Source organism: Paucibacter sediminis (genome assembly GCF_030254645.1).
In the GTDB taxonomy this organism is placed as follows: Bacteria; Pseudomonadota; Gammaproteobacteria; order Burkholderiales; family Burkholderiaceae_C; genus Paucibacter_B; species Paucibacter_B sediminis.
The window spans coordinates 2558359-2578227 of sequence record NZ_CP116346.1 but is presented as its reverse complement, the minus strand read 5'-3'; the positions used below and the strand labels follow the sequence as shown (position 1 = coordinate 2578227).

The window sequence follows — 19869 nt, the reverse complement described above, 5'->3', positions numbered from 1 at the left end:
GACTATAGACAAGCGGGCCCGGCCACGTGCGCGCGGCCCGCCTTGACATGGCGCAAGCCCCTCCCGCCCCGGCAGATCGACACTGCAAGCAATCCCCTTGGGGTGCCGCTTGGGTTCAGGCGACGATGCAGTCAACCACGGGGTTCAATCCTGATCGGGAGATCTCCATGTCGAAGAACGTCCTTCATGCCATTGCACTCGCCGGCCTGGCGCTGAGTCTGGCTGGCTGCCAATCGGCACGCGAAGAAGCCATGCCACCTAACACCCTGGTGGCCCTGCAGGCCAAGGCCGCGCCCAATCTGCAGGCCGGCGCCGCCGACCCCGCCTGGGCGCAGGCCAGGCCGCTCAGCGTGGCGCTGACCGATGGCGCCAATTTCGGCGGCAAGGGCGACACCCAGGCGACGCTGAAGGCGGTCTACGCCGGCGACTCGGTCTACTTCCTGATCCAGTACGCCGACCCCACCCACTCGCTGCGCCGTGGCCCCTACCAGAAGCAGGCCGACGGCAGCTGGAAGAAGCTCAAGGACCCGGCTGACAAAGGCGGCGACGACAACATCTATTACGAAGACAAGTGGGCCATGATCTGGCCGATCGGCAACTCCATCCCCGGCTTCGACAAGCAGGGTTGCGCCGCGCTATGCCATCTGGACCAGGGCAAGCCCTATGGCAACAAGTACACGTCCAAGGAGGGCGAGCTGGCCGATATGTGGCATATGAAGGGCTCGCGCACCGCCCCCTTCGGCTATGTGGACGACCAGTACGTGGACCACACCCGCTACGACGCCAAGGCCAGCCCGAACGCCGGCCGCAAGAGCGATCCGGGCACGGCCACCGGCGAGTACAACGCCGTGCCCCTGGTGGATGGCAAGCCGCAGTTCATGAGCCGCGAGGCCAAGGCGGGCAATGCCGGCGGCAGCTACTTCATCAAGCGCGGCGAAGAGGTGGCCTTCGACGACAGCAAGTTCAAGCCCGGCGACGAGGTGGCCTCCTACATCATCAACCCGCTGCAGGGCGACCGTGCCGACATCCGCGTCGCGGTGAGCTGGAAGAACGGCATGTACACCTCGGTGGTGGCACGCAAGCTGGTCACGGGCAGCAAGTACGACGTGCAGTTTGCCGACCTCGGCGCGCGCTACGGCTTCGGCTTCTCCGCCTTCGACAACGCCCAGGTGCGGCACGCCACCTCGGAAGACCCGCTCTACCTGGTGTTCCGCAAGTAGTCGCGCCGCGCGCGGACCACGCCCGCTGCCGCTCAGGCCCTAGCTGAGCAGCAGCGGCACCGGCTGCGCATCGCCCGGCCCGGCCGCCATCAGCAGAAAGCCCGGCGGCAGCTGCCCGATCAGATCGGCCATGGCGAGGACGAAGGTGTTGAAGGCCCAGGTCATGCCTTCGTCGAAGGTGCCGATGCCGATGCCGCTCATGGTTTCGCTGGCCACCGCCACCGCTTCCAGCGCATCGCGAATCTCCATCAGCAGCGGCTCGATGCCGGCGCGAAACGCGGCCGGCGGCCCCTGCATGGGCTCGGCCAGCAGGATGGCGCGCAGCCTCGGCCCGGCGGCATGCAGGGTGCGGGCGCAGCGCAGCACGGCGGCGAAGCGATGGAACACTGACAGGCGGCGGCTGCCATCCGTCCAGGTACCGCTTTGCACCGCGATGCCGACACGGTTCGCAGCGTCGAGATCCGGGTTGCGGGCCGAGACATGGCCCGGCCGGTACAGGCCCAGGTAGGCCAGCATGCGGGCCTGCTGCGAGCCGCCGCCCTTGAAGTTCTCATCGGCCAGCTCCTTCAAGACCTCGCTGGGCGAGGTGTGCGAGAAACCCGCCATGCCCGCGTAGTACTGGTCCAGGCAATCCAGCCCATGCGCCAGGAAGCAGGCCTGCACCTGGGCAGGGTCGAGGGCCTCGAAGCGGCGCCAGGCTGGCGCATTCAGCGCCATAGGCAGGGTCAGCACGAGGTCGCGCCAATAGGCCTTGGCGTTCTCCGGCGCCACCGGCGGGTTCAGCAGCAGGCCGACATCGCGGTGCGTGCGCGCGCCCAGCAGCGCCGCGTAGTCGTCCACCACATGCTGCACAAAGGCCTTGGTGGTGGCCTTGCCGCGCGCCGCGTAAGCCCCCTTGAGCGACAGGCTCAGCTCGGCCTGCCCGTCGCGCTGCGCCAGGCTCACATACACGCCCAGCGAGACGCTGCGCTGCAGCCACTGATTCTTGGTGACGGCCTCGATGTCGACATTGGCGTCGGCGGCGCTCAGATGGCCCCAGAGGTCGGCCTTGAAGCGCATGCCGATCAGGCTCACGCGCGAGCTCGAGAAGTCCCGCCCGAACAGGCTCAGCAGGGCCGACTCGCTGTCGACCAGCTTGCTGGTCTCCGACAACCAGCCGCTACCCAGCTCGAAGCAGCCCCCGGCGCTAGCAGCATCCACCAGCTCGCCCAGCAGGCCGATGCGGCCGCTGCACAAGGCTTGGTACAGGCGCTGCGCGGCCGCCCGGTCGCCGTTCGGGCCGAACCAGCCCTCGAAGGCCAGGCTGGCATTGCGGCTGCGCTGCACCTGCTCCGACAGCGTGATGCCCAGCCTGGCCTTCTTGGCCTCGCTGAGCGCCGCCAGCAGCCCGGTGCGTGCGTCGTTGTAGGCCTGCAGCGCCTTGGCGATGGCCGTGGACACCGGGTTCTGATCGAGCTTGGCGAGCTCCTCATTGAGGCGCGCGCCGAAGGCACCCAGCGGCGCCAGCAATGTGTCCAGCGCGTCGCTGGCCCCCGCCTTGACCTTGGCCTGCGCGGCCTGGATCTCGCCATCGAGCTTCTTGAGCTCGGCGGCCAGGGCGCTGCTGGCGGCCTTGAGCGCGGCATTCGCGGCCTTGGCGACCGACGGCTTGCCCAGCAGGGTGTCGCCAGCCGCCTTGCCCAGCAGGCGCTCCATCCAGTCGCTGGCGAGCTGCGCGGCATCCGCCGACTGGCTGGCCAGCTCCTGCGAGGCGTTGTCCAGCGCGTCCACCAGCGGCGCCGTGAGGCGGTCCACCAGCTGGCGCTCGACATCCGGCAGCGCGCGCTGGCCGAACAGCAGCAATGCCAGTTGCTCCAGCTCCGGATTGGCAATCTTCGCCCTCAGCAGCTCGCCCAGTTGTGCGCCCAGGGCCGTGCCGGGCTGGGTCAGCGCGCTCAGCCTGCCGGCATCGAGCGCGGGCCAGCCGGCGCGCAGCGCGCGCTCGGCGCTGGCGGCCAGCGCACGCAGATCCAGGCCGGCGCTGAGCGTCACCCCGAAGCGCTCGTCATGCGCGTCCAGGGTCTCCAGCTCCAGCTTCAGGCCCCAGGCGCCGCCGCGCTGCTCGGGCCGCACATGCAGGCGCATGCCGCCCTGGTGCTGCAGCTGCAGGCGCGCATCCATGCCCACGCTCAGCCCGACGCCGGCGCGCGCGCCGTCCAGGCCATAGGTCCAGGCGGTCCAGCCGGCCTTCGCCCCCACGCTCAGGCCCGCCGTCAGCTGGGCCTTCAGGTCCAGGCGCAGGCCCCAGAACATCGGATCGGGGGCGAGCCTGAGCAGGCCCTCCAGATCGTTGGGCAGCAGCCAGTAGCGCGCGGCGTCTGCGGCCGCGTCGACCACGCTGGCCCTGTTCTCGGCCTGCACATACCACCAGAGACGGGCATCGGTGCCGGCCGAGAGATTGGCGCTGGCCTGGCCCCATGCGCCGATGCTCTGCTGGCCGCTCAGCCCGGCCGACAGGCTCAGCGCCGCGCCATAGGACATCACGACATGGCCGTCGGCCGGTGCTATGCCCAGCTGCCGGTTCTCCTCGGCGTCCAGCATGGGGGCGATGCTGAGGTTCAGGGAGGCATCGGCCTGCGCCGACCATTCCCAGCCAAGCTGCGTGGTGGCAGTCTTGCCGGCGGCGTCGAGCAGCTTGGCGCTGAGCTCCGGCTGCTGCTCGTTCTTCAGCTCACCCAGCGGCGTGACCAGCAACTGCACGTCGTGCGGGGCGCCCGCGGCAGCCAGCAGCGGCGGCAGGCCGGCGGCGGGGTTCTTGCGAAAGGCGTTGGCGGCGTCAAGCAGCTTGGGGTCGACCTGGAGCAAGGGCATGGCAGTGAGCGGGCAGTGGGGGGCCTCGAAGCGTAGCCAGCCCGGCCGGGCCCGGCATCCTCGACCTGGTGGATGCGGCGCCGGAGCAAGGCCGAGGTTGATATTCGTCATGTCGCCGGGCCTTGCGCGGGCGAAGAATAGGCAGCACCCACTCAAGGGAGGGAGCGCCCCCGATGTTGCAGATCCGTATTCACGGCCGTGGTGGCCAGGGCGTGGTGACGGCGGCCGAGCTGCTGTCGGTCGCCGCTTTCGAGCAGGGCCGCCATGCCCAGGCCTTCCCCAGCTTCGGCTCGGAGCGCACCGGCGCGCCGGTGGTGGCCTTCTGCCGCATCGCGGAGCGCGAAATCCGCCTGCGCGAGCCCATCCTGGCGCCCGATGTGCTGATCGTGCAGGACCCCACGCTCCTGCACCAGGTGGATGTGTTCCAGGGGCTCAAGCCGGATGGCTATGTGCTCATCAACAGCCGGCGCAGCTTCGACGAGCTGGGCCTGGCCGAGGTGGCGGCGCGCTTCCGCCACGAGCGCCTCACCACCGTGCCGGCCACCGAGATCGCGCTCAAGCATCTCGGTCGGCCGCTGCCGAATGCGGTGCTGCTGGGCGGCTTTGCGGCGCTCTCGGGCCTGGTGTCGCTGGCGGCGGTGTCGCATGCCATCCAGGCCAAGTTCAGCGCCAAGCTGGCTGCCGCCAACATCGCCGCAGCCGCCGAGGCCTTCGAGTTCGTCAGCCAGGAAATGCAGGAGTTGGCCCACCATGCTCAAGCAATGTGAAGGCTCGCACGCCGTGGCCGAAGCGGTGGCGCTGTGCCGCCCCGAGGTGATCTGCGCCTACCCGATCTCGCCGCAGACGCATATCGTCGAGGGCCTCGGCGAGCTGGTGAAGGATGGCACGCTCACGCCCTGCGAGTTCATCAATGTGGAGAGTGAATTCGCGGCCATGAGCGTGGCCATCGGCGCCTCGGCGGCCGGCGCGCGCAGCTACACCGCCACCGCCAGCCAGGGCCTGCTCTTCATGGCCGAGGCGGTCTACAACGCCTCGGGCCTGGGCCTGCCGATCGTGATGACGGTGGCGAACCGCGCCATCGGTGCGCCCATCAATATCTGGAACGATCACAGCGACTCGATGAGCCAGCGCGATTGCGGCTGGATCCAGCTCTTCGCCGAGACCAACCAGGAGGCGGTGGACCTGCACATCCAGGCCTTCAAGCTGGCCGAGGAACTCTCCATGCCGGTGATGGTGTGCATGGACGGCTTCATCCTCACCCATGCCTACGAGCGCGTGGACATCCCGGCGCAGCACGAGGTCGACGACTTCCTGCCGCCCTACGAGCCGCGCCAGCTGCTGGACCCGGCCGAGCCGGTGTCGATCGGCGCGATGGTCGGGCCCGAGGCCTTCATGGAGGTGCGCTATCTGGCGCATGCCAAGCAGCTGATGGCGCTGGAGGTGATCCCGCGCATCGCCGAGGACTATGCGGCGCGCTTCGGCCGTGCCTCGGGCGGGCTGGTGCGCGGCTACCGCTGCGAGGACGCCGAGACCATCGTCGTCGCGCTGGGCTCGGTGCTGGGCACGCTCAAGGACACGGTGGACGGCCTGCGCGAGCAGCAGGGCTTGAAGATCGGCGTGCTGGGCATCCATTCCTTCCGCCCCTTCCCGCTCGCCGCGGTGCGCGCCGCGCTGCAGGGCGCGCGGCGCGTGGTGGTGCTGGAGAAGAGCTTCTCGGTGGGCCTGGGCGGGGTGGTCTCCACCGACGTGCGGCTGGCGCTGTCGGGCCTGCAGCTGCATGGTTATACCGTGGTGGCCGGCCTGGGCGGGCGCGCCATCACCCAGGCCTCGCTGCAGCGCATGCTGCTGCAGGCGGTGGCCGATGCGCTGCCGCCGCTGAGCTTCCTGGACCTCGACGAGCGCATCGTGCAGCGCCAGCTGCAGCGCGAGGCGCAGATGCGGCGCAGCGGCCCGATTGCCGAGAACCTGCTGCGCGATGTGGGCACGGTTGCTTCAAAGGTGGCCTGAATGAATGCTCCCCAGATCAAGTTCTACCAGACCGGCACCTTCACGGTGGGCAACCGCCTGCTGGCGCCCGAGCAGCGCAGCGTGCAGTCGTCCAGCGAGCGCAGCAACTCGATCAACTCGGGCCACCGCGCCTGCCAGGGCTGCGGCGAGGCGCTGGGCGCGCGCTATGCTGTGGACGCCGCGATGCGCGCCACCCGCGGCCAGCTGATCGCCGCCAACGCCACCGGCTGCCTGGAGGTGTTCTCCACGCCCTACCCCGAGAGTTCCTGGCAGCTGCCCTGGATCCATTCGCTGTTCGGCAATGCCGCAGCGGTGGGCACCGGCATCGCCGCGGCGCTCAAGGTCAAGGCCCTGAAGGCCGGCATGAGCGAAAGCGCCACGCGCGTGATCGCCCAGGGCGGCGATGGCGGCACCACCGACATCGGCTTCGGCTGCCTGTCGGGCATGTTCGAGCGCAATGACGATGTGCTCTACATCTGCTACGACAACGAGGCCTATATGAACACCGGCGTGCAGCGCAGCTCGGCCACGCCGCCGGCCGCGCGCACCGCCACTACCATGGCCGTGGGCGTGCAGCCCGGCGCGTCCTTCGGCCAGGGCAAGAACCTGCCGCTGATCGCGATGGCGCACGAGATCCCCTACGTGGCCACCGCCACCGTGGCCGATCTGCGCGACCTGGAGGCCAAGGTCGAGCGCGCCATGAGCTTGCGCGGCGCGCGCTACCTGCACATCCTGGTGCCCTGCCCGCTGGGTTGGGGCGCCGCCAGCCACGACACCATCAGGCTCGCCAGGCTGGCGCGCGAGACCGGCATCTTCCCGGTCTTCGAGGCCGAGCATGGCGAGATCACCAGCGTCACCAAGATCCGCCACCGCGTGCCGGTGGCCGAATACCTGAAGCCGCAGAAGCGCTTTGCCCATCTGTTCGCCCAGCCCGGCCAACCCGGTCACCCCGAGATGCTGGCGCGCATCCAGGCCGATGCCGACAAGAACATCCGCCGCTTCAAGCTGCTGGACGAAGAGGTGACGGTATGAAGGACGCACGACCTTTCGCGATCACGCTGGACCCCGGCTCCTCGCTGGCCAACAAGACCGGCTCCTGGCGCACCGAGCGCCCGGTCTATGTGGATCGCCTGCCGCCCTGCAATGCGCAATGCCCGGCCGGCGAGGACATCCAGGGCTGGCTGTTCCACGCCGAGAGCGGCGCCTACGAGGCGGCCTGGCGCCATCTCACGCGCGACAACCCCTTCCCCGCCACCATGGGTCGGGTCTGCTATCACTCCTGCGAGGGCGCCTGCAACCGCGGCCAGCTCGACGCGGCGGTGGGCATCAACTCGGTGGAACGCTTTCTCGGCGACGAGGCCTTGAAGCAGGGCTGGCAGTTCGCGCCGCCGGCGGATGAGTCGGGCAAGCATGTGCTGGTGGTGGGCGCCGGGCCCTCGGGCATGTCGGCGGCCTATCAGCTGCGCCGCCTGGGCCACCGCGTCACCGTGCTGGAGGCCGGCCCGATGCTGGGCGGCATGATGCGCTTCGGCATCCCCAAGTACCGCCTGCCGCGCGAGGTGCTGGAGGCGGAGCTGCAGCGCATCGTCGCGATGGGCGTGCAGGTCAAGCTCAACTGCAAGGTCAGCGACCTGGCCGAGACCATGCGCATCGGTGGCTACGACGCCGCCTTCCTGGCGGTGGGCGCGCATATCGCCAAGCGCGCCTTCATCCCCGCCAAGGACGGCGCGCACATCCTCGACGCCGTCGCGCTGCTGCGCTCGATGGAGGGCGCCGAGCGGCCCATGCTGGGCCGCCGCGTGGTGGTCTATGGCGGCGGCAACACCGCCATCGACGTGGCACGCACCGCCAAGCGGCTGGGCGCCACCGAGGCCATCATCGTCTACCGCCGCACGCGCGCGCAGATGCCCGCGCACGACCTCGAGGTCGAGGAGGCGCTGGAGGAAGGCGTGATGGTGAAGTGGCTCTCCACCATCAAGCACGCCAGCGAGGGCGCGCTGATGATCGAAAAGATGACGCTGGACGCGCAGGGCCGCCCCCAGCCCACCGGCGAGTTCGAGATGCTGGAGGCCGACTCGCTGGTGCTGGCGCTCGGGCAGGACGTGGACCTCTCGCTGCTGGACCGGGTGCCAGGTCTTGCCGTGCAGGACGGCGTGGTGCAGGTGGACCCGGCCACCATGATGACCGGCCATGCCGGCATCTTCGCCGGCGGCGACATGGTGCCGGCCGAGCGCAATGTCACGGTGGCGGTGGGCCATGGCAAGAAGGCCGCCCGCAACATCGACGCCTGGCTGCGCGGCCACGCGCTGAACCGGCCGCCCAAGCATGAGCCCGCCAGCTTCGAGCGCCTCAACCCCTGGTACTACAGCGACGCGCCCAAGACCATGCGCCCGCAGCTGGACCTGGCGCGCCGCAGCAGCAGCTTCGACGAGGTGCAGGGCGGGCTCACCGCCGAGAACGCGCTGTTCGAGGCGCGCCGCTGCCTGAGCTGCGGCAACTGCTTCGAGTGCGACAACTGCTACGGCGTCTGCCCCGACAACGCCGTCATCAAGCTGGGGCCCGGCCAGCGCTTCGAGTTCAATTACGACTACTGCAAGGGCTGCGGCATGTGCGCGGCCGAATGCCCCTGCGGCGCCATCGAGATGCGGCCCGAGCAGGTTTAGAGCGTGTTTACGATCCCGTCATAGTGCCCGCAAGGCAGCCCAGGGGCGCAATCTAGGCGCACGCCGCAGGCCAGGCTCACGCCTGGCCAAGGTGGGCTACGACGAGTGCGCCCCTGGGCTGCCTTGCCCTTCGGGTTGCCCCGCAAAGACTGCGTCTGCGGCGTTGCAAATCCTCGCCGGGTGCCCAACCCGGCTGCGGCTTGCGCCTTGCATCCACAGCCTTTGCGGGGCAACGGACGCTATGACGGGAGCGTAAACACGCTCTAGGGCGCATGAAGCAGCTAGCATCGCGCGTCTGTGTTGTTGTTCGCGCGCGCCGCGCCTCGCCCCATGCACCCCCAACATCCCAGAACGCGCCGCATCGTCCAGGCCCTGCTCTATGAAGCCATTGCCGTGGCCGTGGTGGGCCCGCTGCTGAGCCTGGCCTTCGAGCAGCAGGCCGGCTCCACGCTGGCGCTGGCGCTGCTGATGTCCTCCATCGCGCTGGGCTGGAGCTATCTGTTCAACAGCTGGTTCGAGCGCTGGGAGGCCCGCCAGGCGCGGCGCGGGCGTTCCGTCTGGCGCCGCCTGGCCCATGGCATCGGCTTCGAGGGCGGCCTGGTGCTGTGGCTGGTGCCCATCATGGCCTGGTGGTTGCAGACCTCGCTGTGGAACGCCCTGCTCGCCGACCTGGTGCTGCTGGCCTTCTTCTTTGTCTATTCGATCGCCTTCACCTGGGGCTTCGACAAGGTCTTCGGCCTGCCCGCCTCGGCCGCATGAGAAAAGAAAGCAACCCACGCATGAGCAAGCACAAGCCCTTCAAGATCGCCGTCATCCCCGGCGACGGCATCGGCCGCGAGGTCATGCCCGAGGGCCTGCGCGCCCTGCAGGCGGCGGCCGCGCGCTTCGACATCGCGCTGGAACTGACCCACATCGACTGGGCCAGCTGCGACTACTACCTGGCCCATGGCCAGATGATGCCCGCCGACTGGAAGGCGCAGCTGCAGGGCATGGACGCGATCCTGTTCGGCGCGGTGGGCTGGCCGGCCACGGTGCCGGACCACATCTCGCTGTGGGGCTCGCTGCTGAAGTTCCGCCGCGAGTTCGACCAGTACATCAATCTGCGCCCGGTGCGCCTGTTCGAGGGCGTGCCCTGCCCGCTGGCCGGCCGCCAGCCCGGGGAGATCGACTTCTTCGTGGTGCGCGAGAACACCGAGGGCGAGTACACCAACCTGGGCGGCCGGCTGTTCGAGGGCACCGAACGCGAGCTGGTGGTCCAGGAGTCGGTGTTCACCCGCCATGGCACCGAACGCGTGCTGCGCTATGCCTTCGAGCTGGCGCGCGCGCGTGCGCGCAAACAGCTCACCGTCGCCACCAAGAGCAATGGCATCGCCATCAGCATGCCCTGGTGGGACGAGCGCGCCGCCGAGATGGCGCAGGCCTACCCCGAGGTGGCGGTGGACAAGCAGCACATCGACATCCTCTGCGCCCGCTTCGTGCTGCAGCCGCAGCGCTTCGACGTGGTGGTGGCCTCCAACCTGTTCGGCGACATCCTCTCCGACCTGGGCCCCGCCTGCACCGGCACCATCGGCCTGGCGCCATCGGCCAATCTCAATCCCGAGCGCAGCTATCCCTCGCTGTTCGAGCCGGTGCATGGCTCGGCGCCCGACATCTATGGCAAGAACATCGCCAACCCGGTGGCGATGATCTGGTCGGCGGCGCTGCTGCTGGACTTCCTCGGCTGCCGGCCCGCGCATGACGCGATGCTGGCGGCGATCGAGCAGGTGCTGGCCCACGGCCCGCGCACGCCGGACCTGGGCGGCAGCGCCAGCACCACCGAGATGGGGTGCGCGATCGCGGAGCTGATCGCGGGCTAATCCAGCGTGCGCACCAACCGCACCAGCAGGCGGCTGCTCTTGCTCACGTCGCCATGCGCCGCGCCGCTGCCCAGATGCACGGCCCAGCCCAGCATGGCGGCGCTGGGCGCCTCGCCGCCGCCGCCACGCATCACCGTGCCGTAGTTGTAGGGGTTGCTGGCGCGCCCGCCGAGCTGGGCCGTGGCGCTCCAGAACAGCTCGCGCGGCGTATCGGGAAACAGCAGCGGGTCCGGCCCGGCGGGCCTGGCCGCTTGCTTTCCCCTCTCCACCAGCCGCTGCAGCTCCTGGACGCGTGGCAGGCGCCAGGCCAGGCCATCGGCCTGGCTGCGGCCACGCGCATGGGCCAGTGCCTGCGGCAGGCTCATCAGCTGGGGCGTGCCGCGGCAGAACTTGCCGGTCCAGGCCATGCCTTCCACGCAGCGCGCCCACGCCAGCCTGGCCTGCGGGTCCAGCACCGCGGCGCCGTCCGCCGAGATGCTGGGCCTGGCCGGCAGCGGCTCGGCCGCCAAGGCCGGCCTCAAAGCCAGCGACCCTGCCAACGACCCTGTCAGCAGGCCGACCAGCCAGCCGAGCGCCCGCCGCCCAGTGATTTCGAGGGTTACGCGCTTGGCGTCGCTGGCATGGCACATGGGCGTAGTATGGCCGCATGACAGCCCCACGCAGATTGACCGCCCTCATCACCGGCGCCTCCTCGGGCATAGGCGCGGCGCTGGCCCGGCGCTTTGCGCGTGGCGGTTTCAACGTCGTGCTGGTGGCGCGCAGCGCCGACAAGCTCGAGGCCCTGGCCAAGGCGCTGGCGGCCGAGCATGGTGTGAAGGCCTGGGCGGTGGCGGCCGATCTCGCCCGGCCCGACGCCGCCGCCAACCTGGCCAGCGCGATGAAGCGGGCGCGCCGGCCCATCGACCTGCTGGTGAACAACGCCGGCGTGCTGGCCCATGGCAGCTTTGTGGAGCTGCCGGCGCAGCGCCACCAGCAGCTCATCGACCTGAACGTCAGCGGCCTCACCGCCATGCTGGCCGCCTTTGTGCCGCCTATGGTGGCGCGCGGCCAGGGCCGGGTGCTCAACGTGGCCTCGATCGCGTCCTTCCAGCCGGTGCCCAGCCTGGCCAGCTATGCCGCCACCAAGGCCTATGTGCTCTCGCTCACCGAGTCGCTGTCGGAGGAGTTGAAGGGCACGGGCGTGAGCATCACGGCGCTGTGCCCCGGCATCACCGCGACGGGCATGCTGGAGCAGGCGCGCGCCGAGCATGCCGAACTCGCCAGGCTGCCCGGCTTTGTGATCGGCAGCGCCGAGGCGGTGGCCGACGAGGGTTTCGAGGCCTGCATGCAGGGCGAGGTGATACGCGTGCCGGGCGTGCTCAACCTGGCCACCGTGCTGGCCGGCCGCGCCACGCCCAAGTGGCTGCTGCGGCGCGTCAGCGGCGCGCTGACGCGGCAGCTGAAATAGCGCGCTAGGGCTTCGCGACGCGCCAGTCGCGGAACAGATCCAGGTCCACGCCGTCCGGGTAGTTCAGGTAACCGGGCAGGTGGCCTTTCACGCCCTTCACCCCGTACTGCCAGATGATGGCCTTGGTCTGGCGGTCCACCACGATGACGCGGTCGTGCAGGTCGTCCACCACCAGCACGTCGCCGGTGTCGGGCAGCTCGCGGGCGATGGAGGGATGGTCCAGCATGCCCTCGCCCTCGCGCACGAAGTATTCCCAGCTCGGCTTGCCGCTGGCGGGGTCGAAGATCACCACGCGGCCGGGCTTGCTGAAGTCGGCCACGATCAGCTGCTTGCCGTCCACGGTAGGAAAGGTGTCGGAGGGATAGCGCACATGCGGGGCGCGCACGCTCCACAGCACCTGGCCGGCGCGCGTGATGCGCGAGACCCAGGCCTCGCTGATCTCGGTCACCAGGATGTCGCCGTTGTCCATCGGCGTGGCACCGTTGGGATGGCCCAGGTACTGCGGCGGCTGGTGCTTGCAATGGCCGGGCTGGCCCCATTGGGTCTTGATGCTGCTGTCCTTGGGATCGACGATGAGCACGCGGCAGTTGCGGATGTCGGCGGTGAGGAACATGCCGTCGGCCAGCAGGTGCGCATCGTCCGGGTAGTTGAGCAGATTGCCCTTGCTGCCGCGCGTGTCGGGCACGCCATAGGTCCAGGTGATGGCGCGCTGCTCATAGTCCACCAGGTGCACGTCGAAGTTGTCCTCCTCGCTGACCGCCAGCTGGCGGCCATCGGCCGAGAAGTTCACGTCCTCGTTGCCGCGGTAGAGCTTGAGATTGGGCGAGGGGAATTCCCAGACGATGCGCTTGTCGGGCGCCACCTCGATGAGCCGGTTGTTGCGCCGGTCGGCGATCACGATGGGATAAGGCAGCGGCTTGCCCCAGGAGGCCACCGGCTTGCCCCGGCTGCCGGTGACGGGCGGAATCGGCGGCAGCACCGTGCCGCTGGACACCATGCCGGCGCCCAGCATCTCGCTCGTGACCTCGACCGGTGTGCCCGGCGCGTCGGGTCGCTGAGCTGGCTTGGGCGCCTTGGCAGCGGCCGGCTCGCACAGCAGCATCAGCGCCGCGAGGGTGAGAAAAGAAAGGCAATGGCGGGGTATGAGCAGCTTCATGGCGTCACCATGCCCGAGTGCGCTCGGCGCGGCTTTGACCGCGGGCAAAGGGGCTGACAAAGGTGCTTCACCAGTAGGCGTGAAGCTCCCAGAATTTTGGCAGCGAAGTGCGTTCGCGCCGCGGCCCGTGGCACGAGGGGCGCGCACACCGATCGGTGTTGGCAAAGCACGGGGCGGGTGGTTGCGGCGGCCCTCTTGCGCTGCCGAGGAGCACAGGGCCTTGCGGCCGCGCGCGTACCCGCGCGCTTCAAGCACTGGAATGGCGCACTCTGTCTGAACGCAGCGAGCCGTAGGTGAGCGCAGTGAGTTGTGCGCCAGGCCGCAAGGGCCGAGCACCGCAGGGGAGCCCGAGCATTGCGAGGGCCTGCGCATCCGGGCCGCAGCGGCCACCCGCCCAGGGCTTTGCCGTCCGCCCACCTTGGCGGTCGCTTTCCCACATCGATGAAGAACCTTGCTACAGACTCTCGCGCACCGCCCGGCCATTCAGCGGCTGCGGCGCGCGTGCATTGGGCGCTATCAAGCTTGCCAGCCGCTGCAGTTGCGCGGCCGAGAGCGTCTGCGGCTGTTGCGCAAGCAGCCATTGCACGCCCTCGGTGCAGGGCGGCGCGGTGAGCGAGCCGGTGTAGGCAAAGTAGCCGCGCTCGCCGGGCAGCAGCGCCGCCGCGTCCAGCGCCAGCCGGCGCTCGGCCTCGCCCTGCGCCGGCAGCTCGGGCAGCAGCCTGGCCAGGGCCGGGTGCTCGGCACCCAGGCGGAACCACAGCACCAGGGCCAGCAGCTGGCCGCTGCGACTCTTGTGCAGCAGATGCATGGCCATGGGGAAGTCTTCGCCGCGCAGGCGGTCGCCACCGGGCAGGTGGAAATGCAGCTGCTGCAGGGCATAGGGCTGGCCACCGATCAGCAGCCGGCTGCCGGCGGCCACGCGCAGCCGCACCGTATGGCCGTCGTGCTGCACGCGAGCCGGGCCGGCGCGGTAGTCAAAACGCAAGGTCGGCATGGTATGGCGCTGCGGGGCGACGATGTCCACCGGCGATTGCTGCCGGCCGCTCTCGCACAGGCCGGCATGGGCCGGCAGGGCCAGCGCCAGCAGCACCGCGAACAACGAAATGTTCAGAAGCCGACCCGCAGTAGATTGACCGCCGCCACCACGCTGATGGCAAAGGCGCTGCCATAGCAGCAGAGCTTGGCCACCAGGCCCTTGTGGATGCCGATGTCGTGCAGGCTGCAGAGGATGCGGTGCGCGGCATGCCAGGCGAACAGCGCGATCACCGCCAGCAGGAAGAGCTTGCCCAGGCCATGCTGCGCCAGCGCCAGCACGCGCGGGTAGCTCAGCAGCTCGGGCGAGTAGAACCAGCCCAGCGGCACCGCCAGCCCGGTGATGAAGACCAGGGCCGTGCCCAGCAGCGCCGACAGCATGCCGCCGGCACCAAACATCAGCCAGAAGATCGGTGCATTCGAACGCGGCTTGCTCATGATTGCCACCATGCGGCGAGGGCCAGGACCAGCACCGTCGCGATGGCGGCGGCGCTCCAGCCGGTGCGCTGGATGGCACCGGCGCTGACTTGCTCACCGCCCATTTTGATCATCGGCAGGGTCTTGGGCATGATCTGGAACCAGCTGTAGGCATGGATCACGAAGGCGATCAGCAGCACCAGGTGCAGCAGCAGCGAGAGCGGCGAGCGCAGCGCCTGCAGCCAGCCGTTCCAGGCCGCCTCGCCCTGCGCCAGGCGCACCACGCCGACGCACAGCACGATGGCGTAGGCGGCCACCGCGAAGGCGGTGGTCTCGCGCAACATATAGCGCATGAAGAAGGGATCGCGCTTCCACCAGCCCGTCATCGGGCGGCGGTAGGGCGGATGGCGTTTGACGTTCATGGCTTGCCTCCTCGCTTGGAGCCGGGCAGCAGAAAGCGCTTGAAGTAATCGGTGGCGCTGTTCATCTTGTTCTGGTTCACCGCACGCGCCGGGTCCACGCCCTTGGGGCAGACCTCGGAGCAATAGCCCACCGCGGTGCAGCTCCAGACGCCGTCCTGCGCGTTCAGCACCTCCATGCGCTCGGCCTGGCCGCCGTCGCGCGAGTCGGCGTTGTAGCGGTGCAAGAGGGCCAGCACGCCGGGGCCGGTGAACTCGGGGTCGATGCCGAACTGCGGGCAGGCGGCGTAGCAGAGCATGCAGTTGATGCAGGAGCTGTACTGCTCGATGCGCTCCAGCTCCTCGGGCGTCTGCAAGTACTCGCCCTGCGCCAGCGCGCGCGGCTCCTTGGGAATGATGTAGGGCTTGACGCTCTCGAGCTTCTTCACGAAGGGCTCGACGCTCACCACCAGATCGCGCTCGATCGGCAGATGCGCCAGCGCCTCGACGCGGATCGGCCCGGGGGCGAAGTCGCGCAAAAAGGTCTGGCAGCTCAGCATGGGCTTGCCGTTGATCATCATGCCGCAGCTGCCACAGATGGCCATGCGGCAGGACCAGCGGAAGCTCAGGGAACCGTCCTGGTCGTCCTTGATCGCCTGCAGGCCCTGCAGCACCGACATGTCGTCGGTATAGGGCACGGTGAAGCGTTCCCAGACCGGCTCGCTTTCCTGCTCGGGCCGGTAGCGCATCACTTCGATGACGATGCTTTTGGTGATGGTTTCAGACATGGCGCGCCTCCGCATCCGCTTTCTCGCCCGCCGCGCCATAGGCGCGCGTGCCCGGCGGCGAGCTGGTGATCTTCACGTCGCCGTAGGCGATGCGCGGTGCCTCGGCGCCAGCGTAGTAAGCCAGGCTGTGCTTGAGGAAACGCGCGTCGTCGCGCTCGGCGAAGCCGTCCAGGCGCTGGTGCGAGCCGCGCGATTCCTCGCGCTGCAGGGCCGAGTGGGCGATCGCCTGAGCCACGTCGAGCAGATAGCCCAGCTCGATGGCCAGCAGCCACTCGGTGTTCCAGGCGCGCGAATGGTCGTCCAGGTGCAGGTGCTGGTAGCGAGCTTTCAGCTCGGCCAGCTTGGCGCAGGCGGCGCGCATGGTGTCGGCGCTGCGGTAGATGCCGCAGCCGTCTTCCATGCATTGCGCCATCTCCTTGCGCAGGGTGGCGATGCGTTCCCCGCCGCTGGGCCGCGTCACCAGCGAGAGCGCATGGCCGCGCACTTCCTCGGCCAGGGCGCCGATCGCCGCGGCATCGCCATGCCCATGCTTGCGCGCGAACGCCGCGGCCTCGGTGCCGGCCAGCTTGCCGAACACCAGCAGCTCGGTGAGCGAGTTGGAGCCCAGGCGGTTCGCGCCGTGGATGCCCACGCTGGAGCATTCGCCGGCCGAGTACAGGCCCGGCAGCGGCGCCGCGGTCTTGCCGTCGGCCATGATGCCGCCCATGGTGTAGTGCACCGCCGGCAGCACCGGGATCGGTTCCTTGGCCGGGTCCACGCCCAGGTATTCGACGGCCAGCTCGTAGATCTGCGGCAGGCGCTCGCGCAGCTTCTTCTCGCCCAGATGGCGCAGGTCCAGGTGCACCACATGGCCATGCGGGCCCTGCACGGTGCGACCCTTCTGCTTCTCGTGCCAGTAGGCCTGGCTCAGGCGGTCGCGCGGGCCCAGCTCCATGGCCTTGTTGCGCGGCTCGGGGGTGGCGGGGCCGAGGCCGTAGTCCTGCAGGTAGCGGTAGCCGTCCTTGTTGAGCAGGAAGCCGCCCTCGCCGCGGCAGGCCTCGGTGAAGAGCAGGCCGGTGCCGGGCATGCAGGTGGGGTGGTATTGCACGAACTCCATGTCGCGCAGCGGCACGCCATGGCGGTAGGCCAGGGCCATGCCGTCGCCGGTGACGATGCCGCCGTTGGTGTTCTCGCGGAACACCCGGCCGGCGCCGCCGGTGGCGATGATCACCGCCTTGGCCTGGATGAGCTTGAACTCGCCGCTGGCGATCTCGATCGCCACCGCCCCCTGCACGCGGCCGTCGTGCACGATCAGGTCCACGCAGAAATGCTCGTCCAGGCGCTCGATCTGCGGGAACTGGATCGAGGTCTGGAACAGCGTGTGCAGCATGTGGAAGCCGGTCTTGTCGGCGGCGAACCAGGTGCGCTCGATCTTCATGCCGCCAAAGGCGCGCACGTTCACATGGCCGTCGGGCCGGCGGCTCCAGGGGCAGCCCCAATGCTCCATCTGCACCAGCTCTTCATGGGCCTGGCCGACGAAGTACTCCACCACGTCCTGCTCGCACAACCAGTCGCCGCCGGCCACGGTGTCGTGGAAATGGGCTTCCAGGCTGTCATGCGCCTGCGTCACCGCAGCGGCTCCGCCCTCCGCCGCCACCGTGTGGCTGCGCATCGGGTAGACCTTGGAAAGCAGCGCCACCCGGGCGCTCGGGTCGGCCTGGGCCACCGCGATCGCCGCTCTCAGCCCGGCGCCACCGGCACCGATGATGAGCACATCCGTCTTGTAGCTGTCCATGATGGTGTCAGCGTGTCAGCACCAGTTTCTGGTACAGGCCGCCAAAGTAGGTTTGATGATCGGTCGATGCAAACTGCACGCCGGACGGCAGAAATTCCCGCAGCGGGTGGTTCCACAAGTCCATCGCGAAGGGCTCGAGCTTGCGGAACACCTGGCGCATGAGCGGACGCAGCGGATGCCAGCGCACCGGCTGGTGGTAGTCCACGATCACCAGCTTGCCGCCCGGCTTGAGCACGCGCAGCGCCTCGGCCAGGGTGCCGCGGCGCACGGCCTCGGGCTGCTCGTGCAGCAGGAAGAACATCAGCACCTGGTCGTAGCTGGCATCGGCCGCGGCCAGGGACGAGGAGTCGCCCTGTATCAGCTTGATGCGCTCGTCGGCCGGCAGCTTCTGTGCCAGGTTGTTGAGCTGCACCGGCAGGATGTCCAGCACGTCCAGGCTGGCATCGGGGGCCAGGTTTTGCCTCAGGCGCGGGGTCAGGTTGCCATAGACGCAGGCCACCTGCAGATTGCGGCCGTGGATCGCCGGGCTGCCCAGCTCGGCCAGGGCCAGGTCGCGCAGGCGGGCGTAATTGCCAAAGAGGATGGCATTCACCAGCCACTCGCGCTCGAAGGTCTGTACCGCCTTGGGATGCACATAAGCCCACCAATACACCTGTTCCAGGTAGCGCGGCACCATCGGCGCTGGCGGCGGGCTGAAGGCCTCGAGGGTCAGATCGGCAGCGCGGGGGGTGGGCGGCGTCATGCGGCGATTCCTTGTTCTCTTGTTTCCGATGTCGGCGCTGCCAGCCTAGGTCGCTGACTGGGCGGCGCACTTGATCTAGATCAGCCCGGCCGTGAAAGCCACAGCCGGACCGGGCGGACAAATCTGGCGTCCAATACGGGCATGGACATTCAGCAGCAGATCGATGCCCGGCTCACCGAGCTTGAAATCAAGGCCAGCTACACCGAAGACGCGGTGGAGCAACTCAACGCGGTGATCGTGCGCCAGCAACAACAGATCGACCTGCTGCTGCGTGAGCTGATGCACCTGCGTCAACAGGCACCCGAGCCGGGCTCGACACCGTTCCGCAGCCTACGCGACGAATTGCCGCCGCACTACTGAGGGTTCACCCCAGTTCGACGCGGTCGCGTCCCGCCTGCTTGGCGCGGTAGAGCGCCCGGTCGGCGCGGCCGAACAGGCTGTCCGCGCTGTCGCCGGCCTGCCACAGCGCGATGCCGAAGCTGGCCGAGATGGCCGGCTCGCTGGCCGAGCCGGGGCGCGCCACCAGGGTGCGCAGGCGCTCCGCCAGGCGCAGCACGCCGGCCGCATCGCTATCGGGCAGCAGCACCGAGAACTCTTCACCGCCATAGCGGAAGGCCTGGTCCTGGGCGCGCAGCCCGCTCTTCAGCCGCGCGGCAAAGGCGGCCAGCGCGAGGTCGCCCTCGCGGTGGCCGAAGCGATCGTTGATGGACTTGAAGTGGTCGAGGTCGGCCATCATCACCGCGAAGCTCGGCTGCTCCTGGCGTTGCGCGCGCGCCAGCATGCGCGCCATCGCCTCGTCCAGCGCGCGCCGGTTGCCCAGGCCCGTGAGCCCGTCGGTGAGCGCCTGCTCGCGCACCTCGGCCTCGGCCCGCATCTTGCACAGCTGCAGAAAGCCCAGATTGGTGACGATGATGTAGACGAAGCCGAAGATGTAGATCGGCTCCTGCCAGGCCGGCGGCAGGTCCAGGTAATGCAGCTGCGCCCCGGCCAGCAGCAGGCCGGCGGCACGCAGCGGCAGCACCAGGCCCATCAGCAGATAGAACAAGGCCACCAGCCTTTGCATGCGCCCCAGGCCCGGCCGGCCGGCGCGCCACAGCACGCGCGCATTCATCAGCTCCACCAGGCCGTAGACAAAGCCGTTGAAGATGGTGGCGCCGACGTAGTTGGCGCCGGCGATGAAGCCGATCAAGGTGACGGCCAGGCACATCGCCGCCAGCCAGGCGCGGCTGTAGGGCAGGCCGAGGAACTGGCGGATCGCGATATAGAAGCCCGCCACGCTCAGGCTGCCCAGCGCATTGCCCAGGCCGCCCGAGAGCAGCGCCGGCAGGCGGCCCGCATTGGCCAGCAGCAGATAGGCCAGCCCCTGGCAGCTGATCGCCAGCATCCAGGTGCGCAGGCCATTGCGCTCGTCCGCTTGTGCGCGTGCCGCCCACAGCATGGCCGCACTCGTCACCAGGGCGAGGGTCTGGGCCAGGAACAGGGTTCGAACGTCCACGATGCGAAGAGTAGGAAGAAAGGA

Annotated in this window: 19 protein-coding genes; 9 read left to right on the top strand and 10 right to left on the bottom strand. The window is 69.2% G+C overall.

All coding sequences use genetic code 11. The features are described from left to right. Positions 1–167 precede the first annotated feature (167 nt). Entirely contained in the window at positions 168–1220 is a 1053-nt protein-coding gene (locus tag PFX98_RS11960) for an ethylbenzene dehydrogenase-related protein (RefSeq protein ID WP_285235429.1), read from the top strand. A gap of 39 nt (positions 1221–1259) precedes the next feature. On the opposite strand, the gene PFX98_RS11955 is transcribed toward PFX98_RS11960, so the two are convergent. Further along, the gene (locus tag PFX98_RS11955; RefSeq protein ID WP_285235428.1) at positions 1260–4070 is read right to left on the bottom strand and encodes a hypothetical protein; all 2811 of its coding nucleotides are present in this window, start codon (positions 4068–4070) and stop codon (positions 1260–1262) included. Between the two features lie 173 nt (positions 4071–4243). Here PFX98_RS11955 and PFX98_RS11950 point away from each other — a divergent pair, with 173 nt between their 5' ends. The 6 genes from PFX98_RS11950 (at position 4244) to PFX98_RS11925 (ending at position 10596) form a co-directional block, all read left to right on the top strand. Next, positions 4244–4837, top strand: coding sequence for a 2-oxoacid:acceptor oxidoreductase family protein (locus PFX98_RS11950; RefSeq protein ID WP_285235427.1), 594 nt, complete (start codon positions 4244–4246; stop codon positions 4835–4837). Further along, complete coding sequence (porA, locus tag PFX98_RS11945) at positions 4821–6077, top strand: pyruvate ferredoxin oxidoreductase (RefSeq protein ID WP_285235426.1); 1257 nt, start codon at positions 4821–4823, stop codon at positions 6075–6077. Before PFX98_RS11950 ends, porA begins: the two co-directional genes overlap by 17 nt. Beyond that, the gene (locus PFX98_RS11940; protein WP_285235425.1) at positions 6078–7109 is read left to right on the top strand and encodes a thiamine pyrophosphate-dependent enzyme; all 1032 of its coding nucleotides are present in this window, start codon (positions 6078–6080) and stop codon (positions 7107–7109) included. After that, positions 7106–8740 (top strand): NAD(P)-binding protein, encoded by a 1635-nt coding sequence (locus PFX98_RS11935; RefSeq protein ID WP_285235424.1) that lies wholly within the window; start codon positions 7106–7108, stop codon positions 8738–8740. The genes PFX98_RS11940 and PFX98_RS11935 overlap by 4 nt, the downstream gene beginning before the upstream one ends. Positions 8741–9070: 330 nt before the next feature. Further along, the gene (locus PFX98_RS11930) at positions 9071–9499 is read left to right on the top strand and encodes a PACE efflux transporter (protein WP_285235423.1); all 429 of its coding nucleotides are present in this window, start codon (positions 9071–9073) and stop codon (positions 9497–9499) included. Between the two features lie 20 nt (positions 9500–9519). Continuing rightward, positions 9520–10596 carry a tartrate dehydrogenase gene (locus tag PFX98_RS11925; RefSeq protein WP_285235422.1) on the top strand — a complete coding sequence of 359 codons (1077 nt, stop codon included), beginning with the start codon at positions 9520–9522 and terminating at the stop codon, positions 10594–10596. Here PFX98_RS11925 and PFX98_RS11920 read toward each other — a convergent pair. Beyond that, positions 10593–11105, bottom strand: a complete 513-nt coding sequence (locus PFX98_RS11920) for an Lcl C-terminal domain-containing protein (protein WP_285235421.1) — start codon at positions 11103–11105, stop codon at positions 10593–10595. The two genes, PFX98_RS11925 and PFX98_RS11920, sit on opposite strands and share 4 nt — an antisense overlap. Before the next feature lie 137 nt (positions 11106–11242). On the opposite strand from PFX98_RS11920, the gene PFX98_RS11915 reads away from it, so the two are divergent. Next, positions 11243–12043, top strand: coding sequence for an SDR family NAD(P)-dependent oxidoreductase (locus tag PFX98_RS11915; protein ID WP_285235420.1), 801 nt, complete (start codon positions 11243–11245; stop codon positions 12041–12043). 4 nt (positions 12044–12047) lie between these two features. Here the strand turns inward: PFX98_RS11915 and PFX98_RS11910 are convergent, their stop codons facing one another. The 7 genes from PFX98_RS11910 to rquA all read right to left on the bottom strand — a co-directional run bounded on the left by PFX98_RS11910 (position 12048) and on the right by rquA (position 18350). Then, positions 12048–13199 carry an outer membrane protein assembly factor BamB family protein gene (locus PFX98_RS11910; RefSeq protein ID WP_285235419.1) on the bottom strand — a complete coding sequence of 384 codons (1152 nt, stop codon included), beginning with the start codon at positions 13197–13199 and terminating at the stop codon, positions 12048–12050. A 454-nt stretch (positions 13200–13653) separates the two neighbouring features. Then, entirely contained in the window at positions 13654–14289 is a 636-nt protein-coding gene (locus tag PFX98_RS11905; RefSeq protein ID WP_285235580.1) for a carbonic anhydrase family protein, read from the bottom strand. Positions 14290–14306: 17 nt separating this feature from the next. Beyond that, positions 14307–14669, bottom strand: a complete 363-nt coding sequence (frdD, locus tag PFX98_RS11900) for a fumarate reductase subunit FrdD (RefSeq protein WP_285235418.1) — start codon at positions 14667–14669, stop codon at positions 14307–14309. Next, complete coding sequence (locus tag PFX98_RS11895) at positions 14666–15070, bottom strand: fumarate reductase subunit C (RefSeq protein ID WP_285235417.1); 405 nt, start codon at positions 15068–15070, stop codon at positions 14666–14668. The genes frdD and PFX98_RS11895 overlap by 4 nt, the downstream gene beginning before the upstream one ends. Then, complete coding sequence (locus PFX98_RS11890; RefSeq protein ID WP_285235416.1) at positions 15067–15834, bottom strand: succinate dehydrogenase/fumarate reductase iron-sulfur subunit; 768 nt, start codon at positions 15832–15834, stop codon at positions 15067–15069. The genes PFX98_RS11895 and PFX98_RS11890 overlap by 4 nt, the downstream gene beginning before the upstream one ends. Further along, positions 15827–17608 carry a fumarate reductase (quinol) flavoprotein subunit gene (gene frdA, locus PFX98_RS11885; RefSeq protein ID WP_285235415.1) on the bottom strand — a complete coding sequence of 594 codons (1782 nt, stop codon included), beginning with the start codon at positions 17606–17608 and terminating at the stop codon, positions 15827–15829. The genes PFX98_RS11890 and frdA overlap by 8 nt, the downstream gene beginning before the upstream one ends. Before the next feature lie 7 nt (positions 17609–17615). Next, positions 17616–18350 (bottom strand): rhodoquinone biosynthesis methyltransferase RquA, encoded by a 735-nt coding sequence (gene rquA / locus PFX98_RS11880; RefSeq protein ID WP_285235414.1) that lies wholly within the window; start codon positions 18348–18350, stop codon positions 17616–17618. Positions 18351–18491: 141 nt separating this feature from the next. On the opposite strand from rquA, the gene PFX98_RS11875 reads away from it, so the two are divergent. Further along, entirely contained in the window at positions 18492–18710 is a 219-nt protein-coding gene (locus PFX98_RS11875; RefSeq protein ID WP_285235413.1) for a SlyX family protein, read from the top strand. 4 nt (positions 18711–18714) lie between these two features. On the opposite strand, the gene PFX98_RS11870 is transcribed toward PFX98_RS11875, so the two are convergent. Beyond that, positions 18715–19845 carry a GGDEF domain-containing protein gene (locus tag PFX98_RS11870; protein WP_285235412.1) on the bottom strand — a complete coding sequence of 377 codons (1131 nt, stop codon included), beginning with the start codon at positions 19843–19845 and terminating at the stop codon, positions 18715–18717. Between the last annotated feature and the right edge of the window lie 24 nt (positions 19846–19869).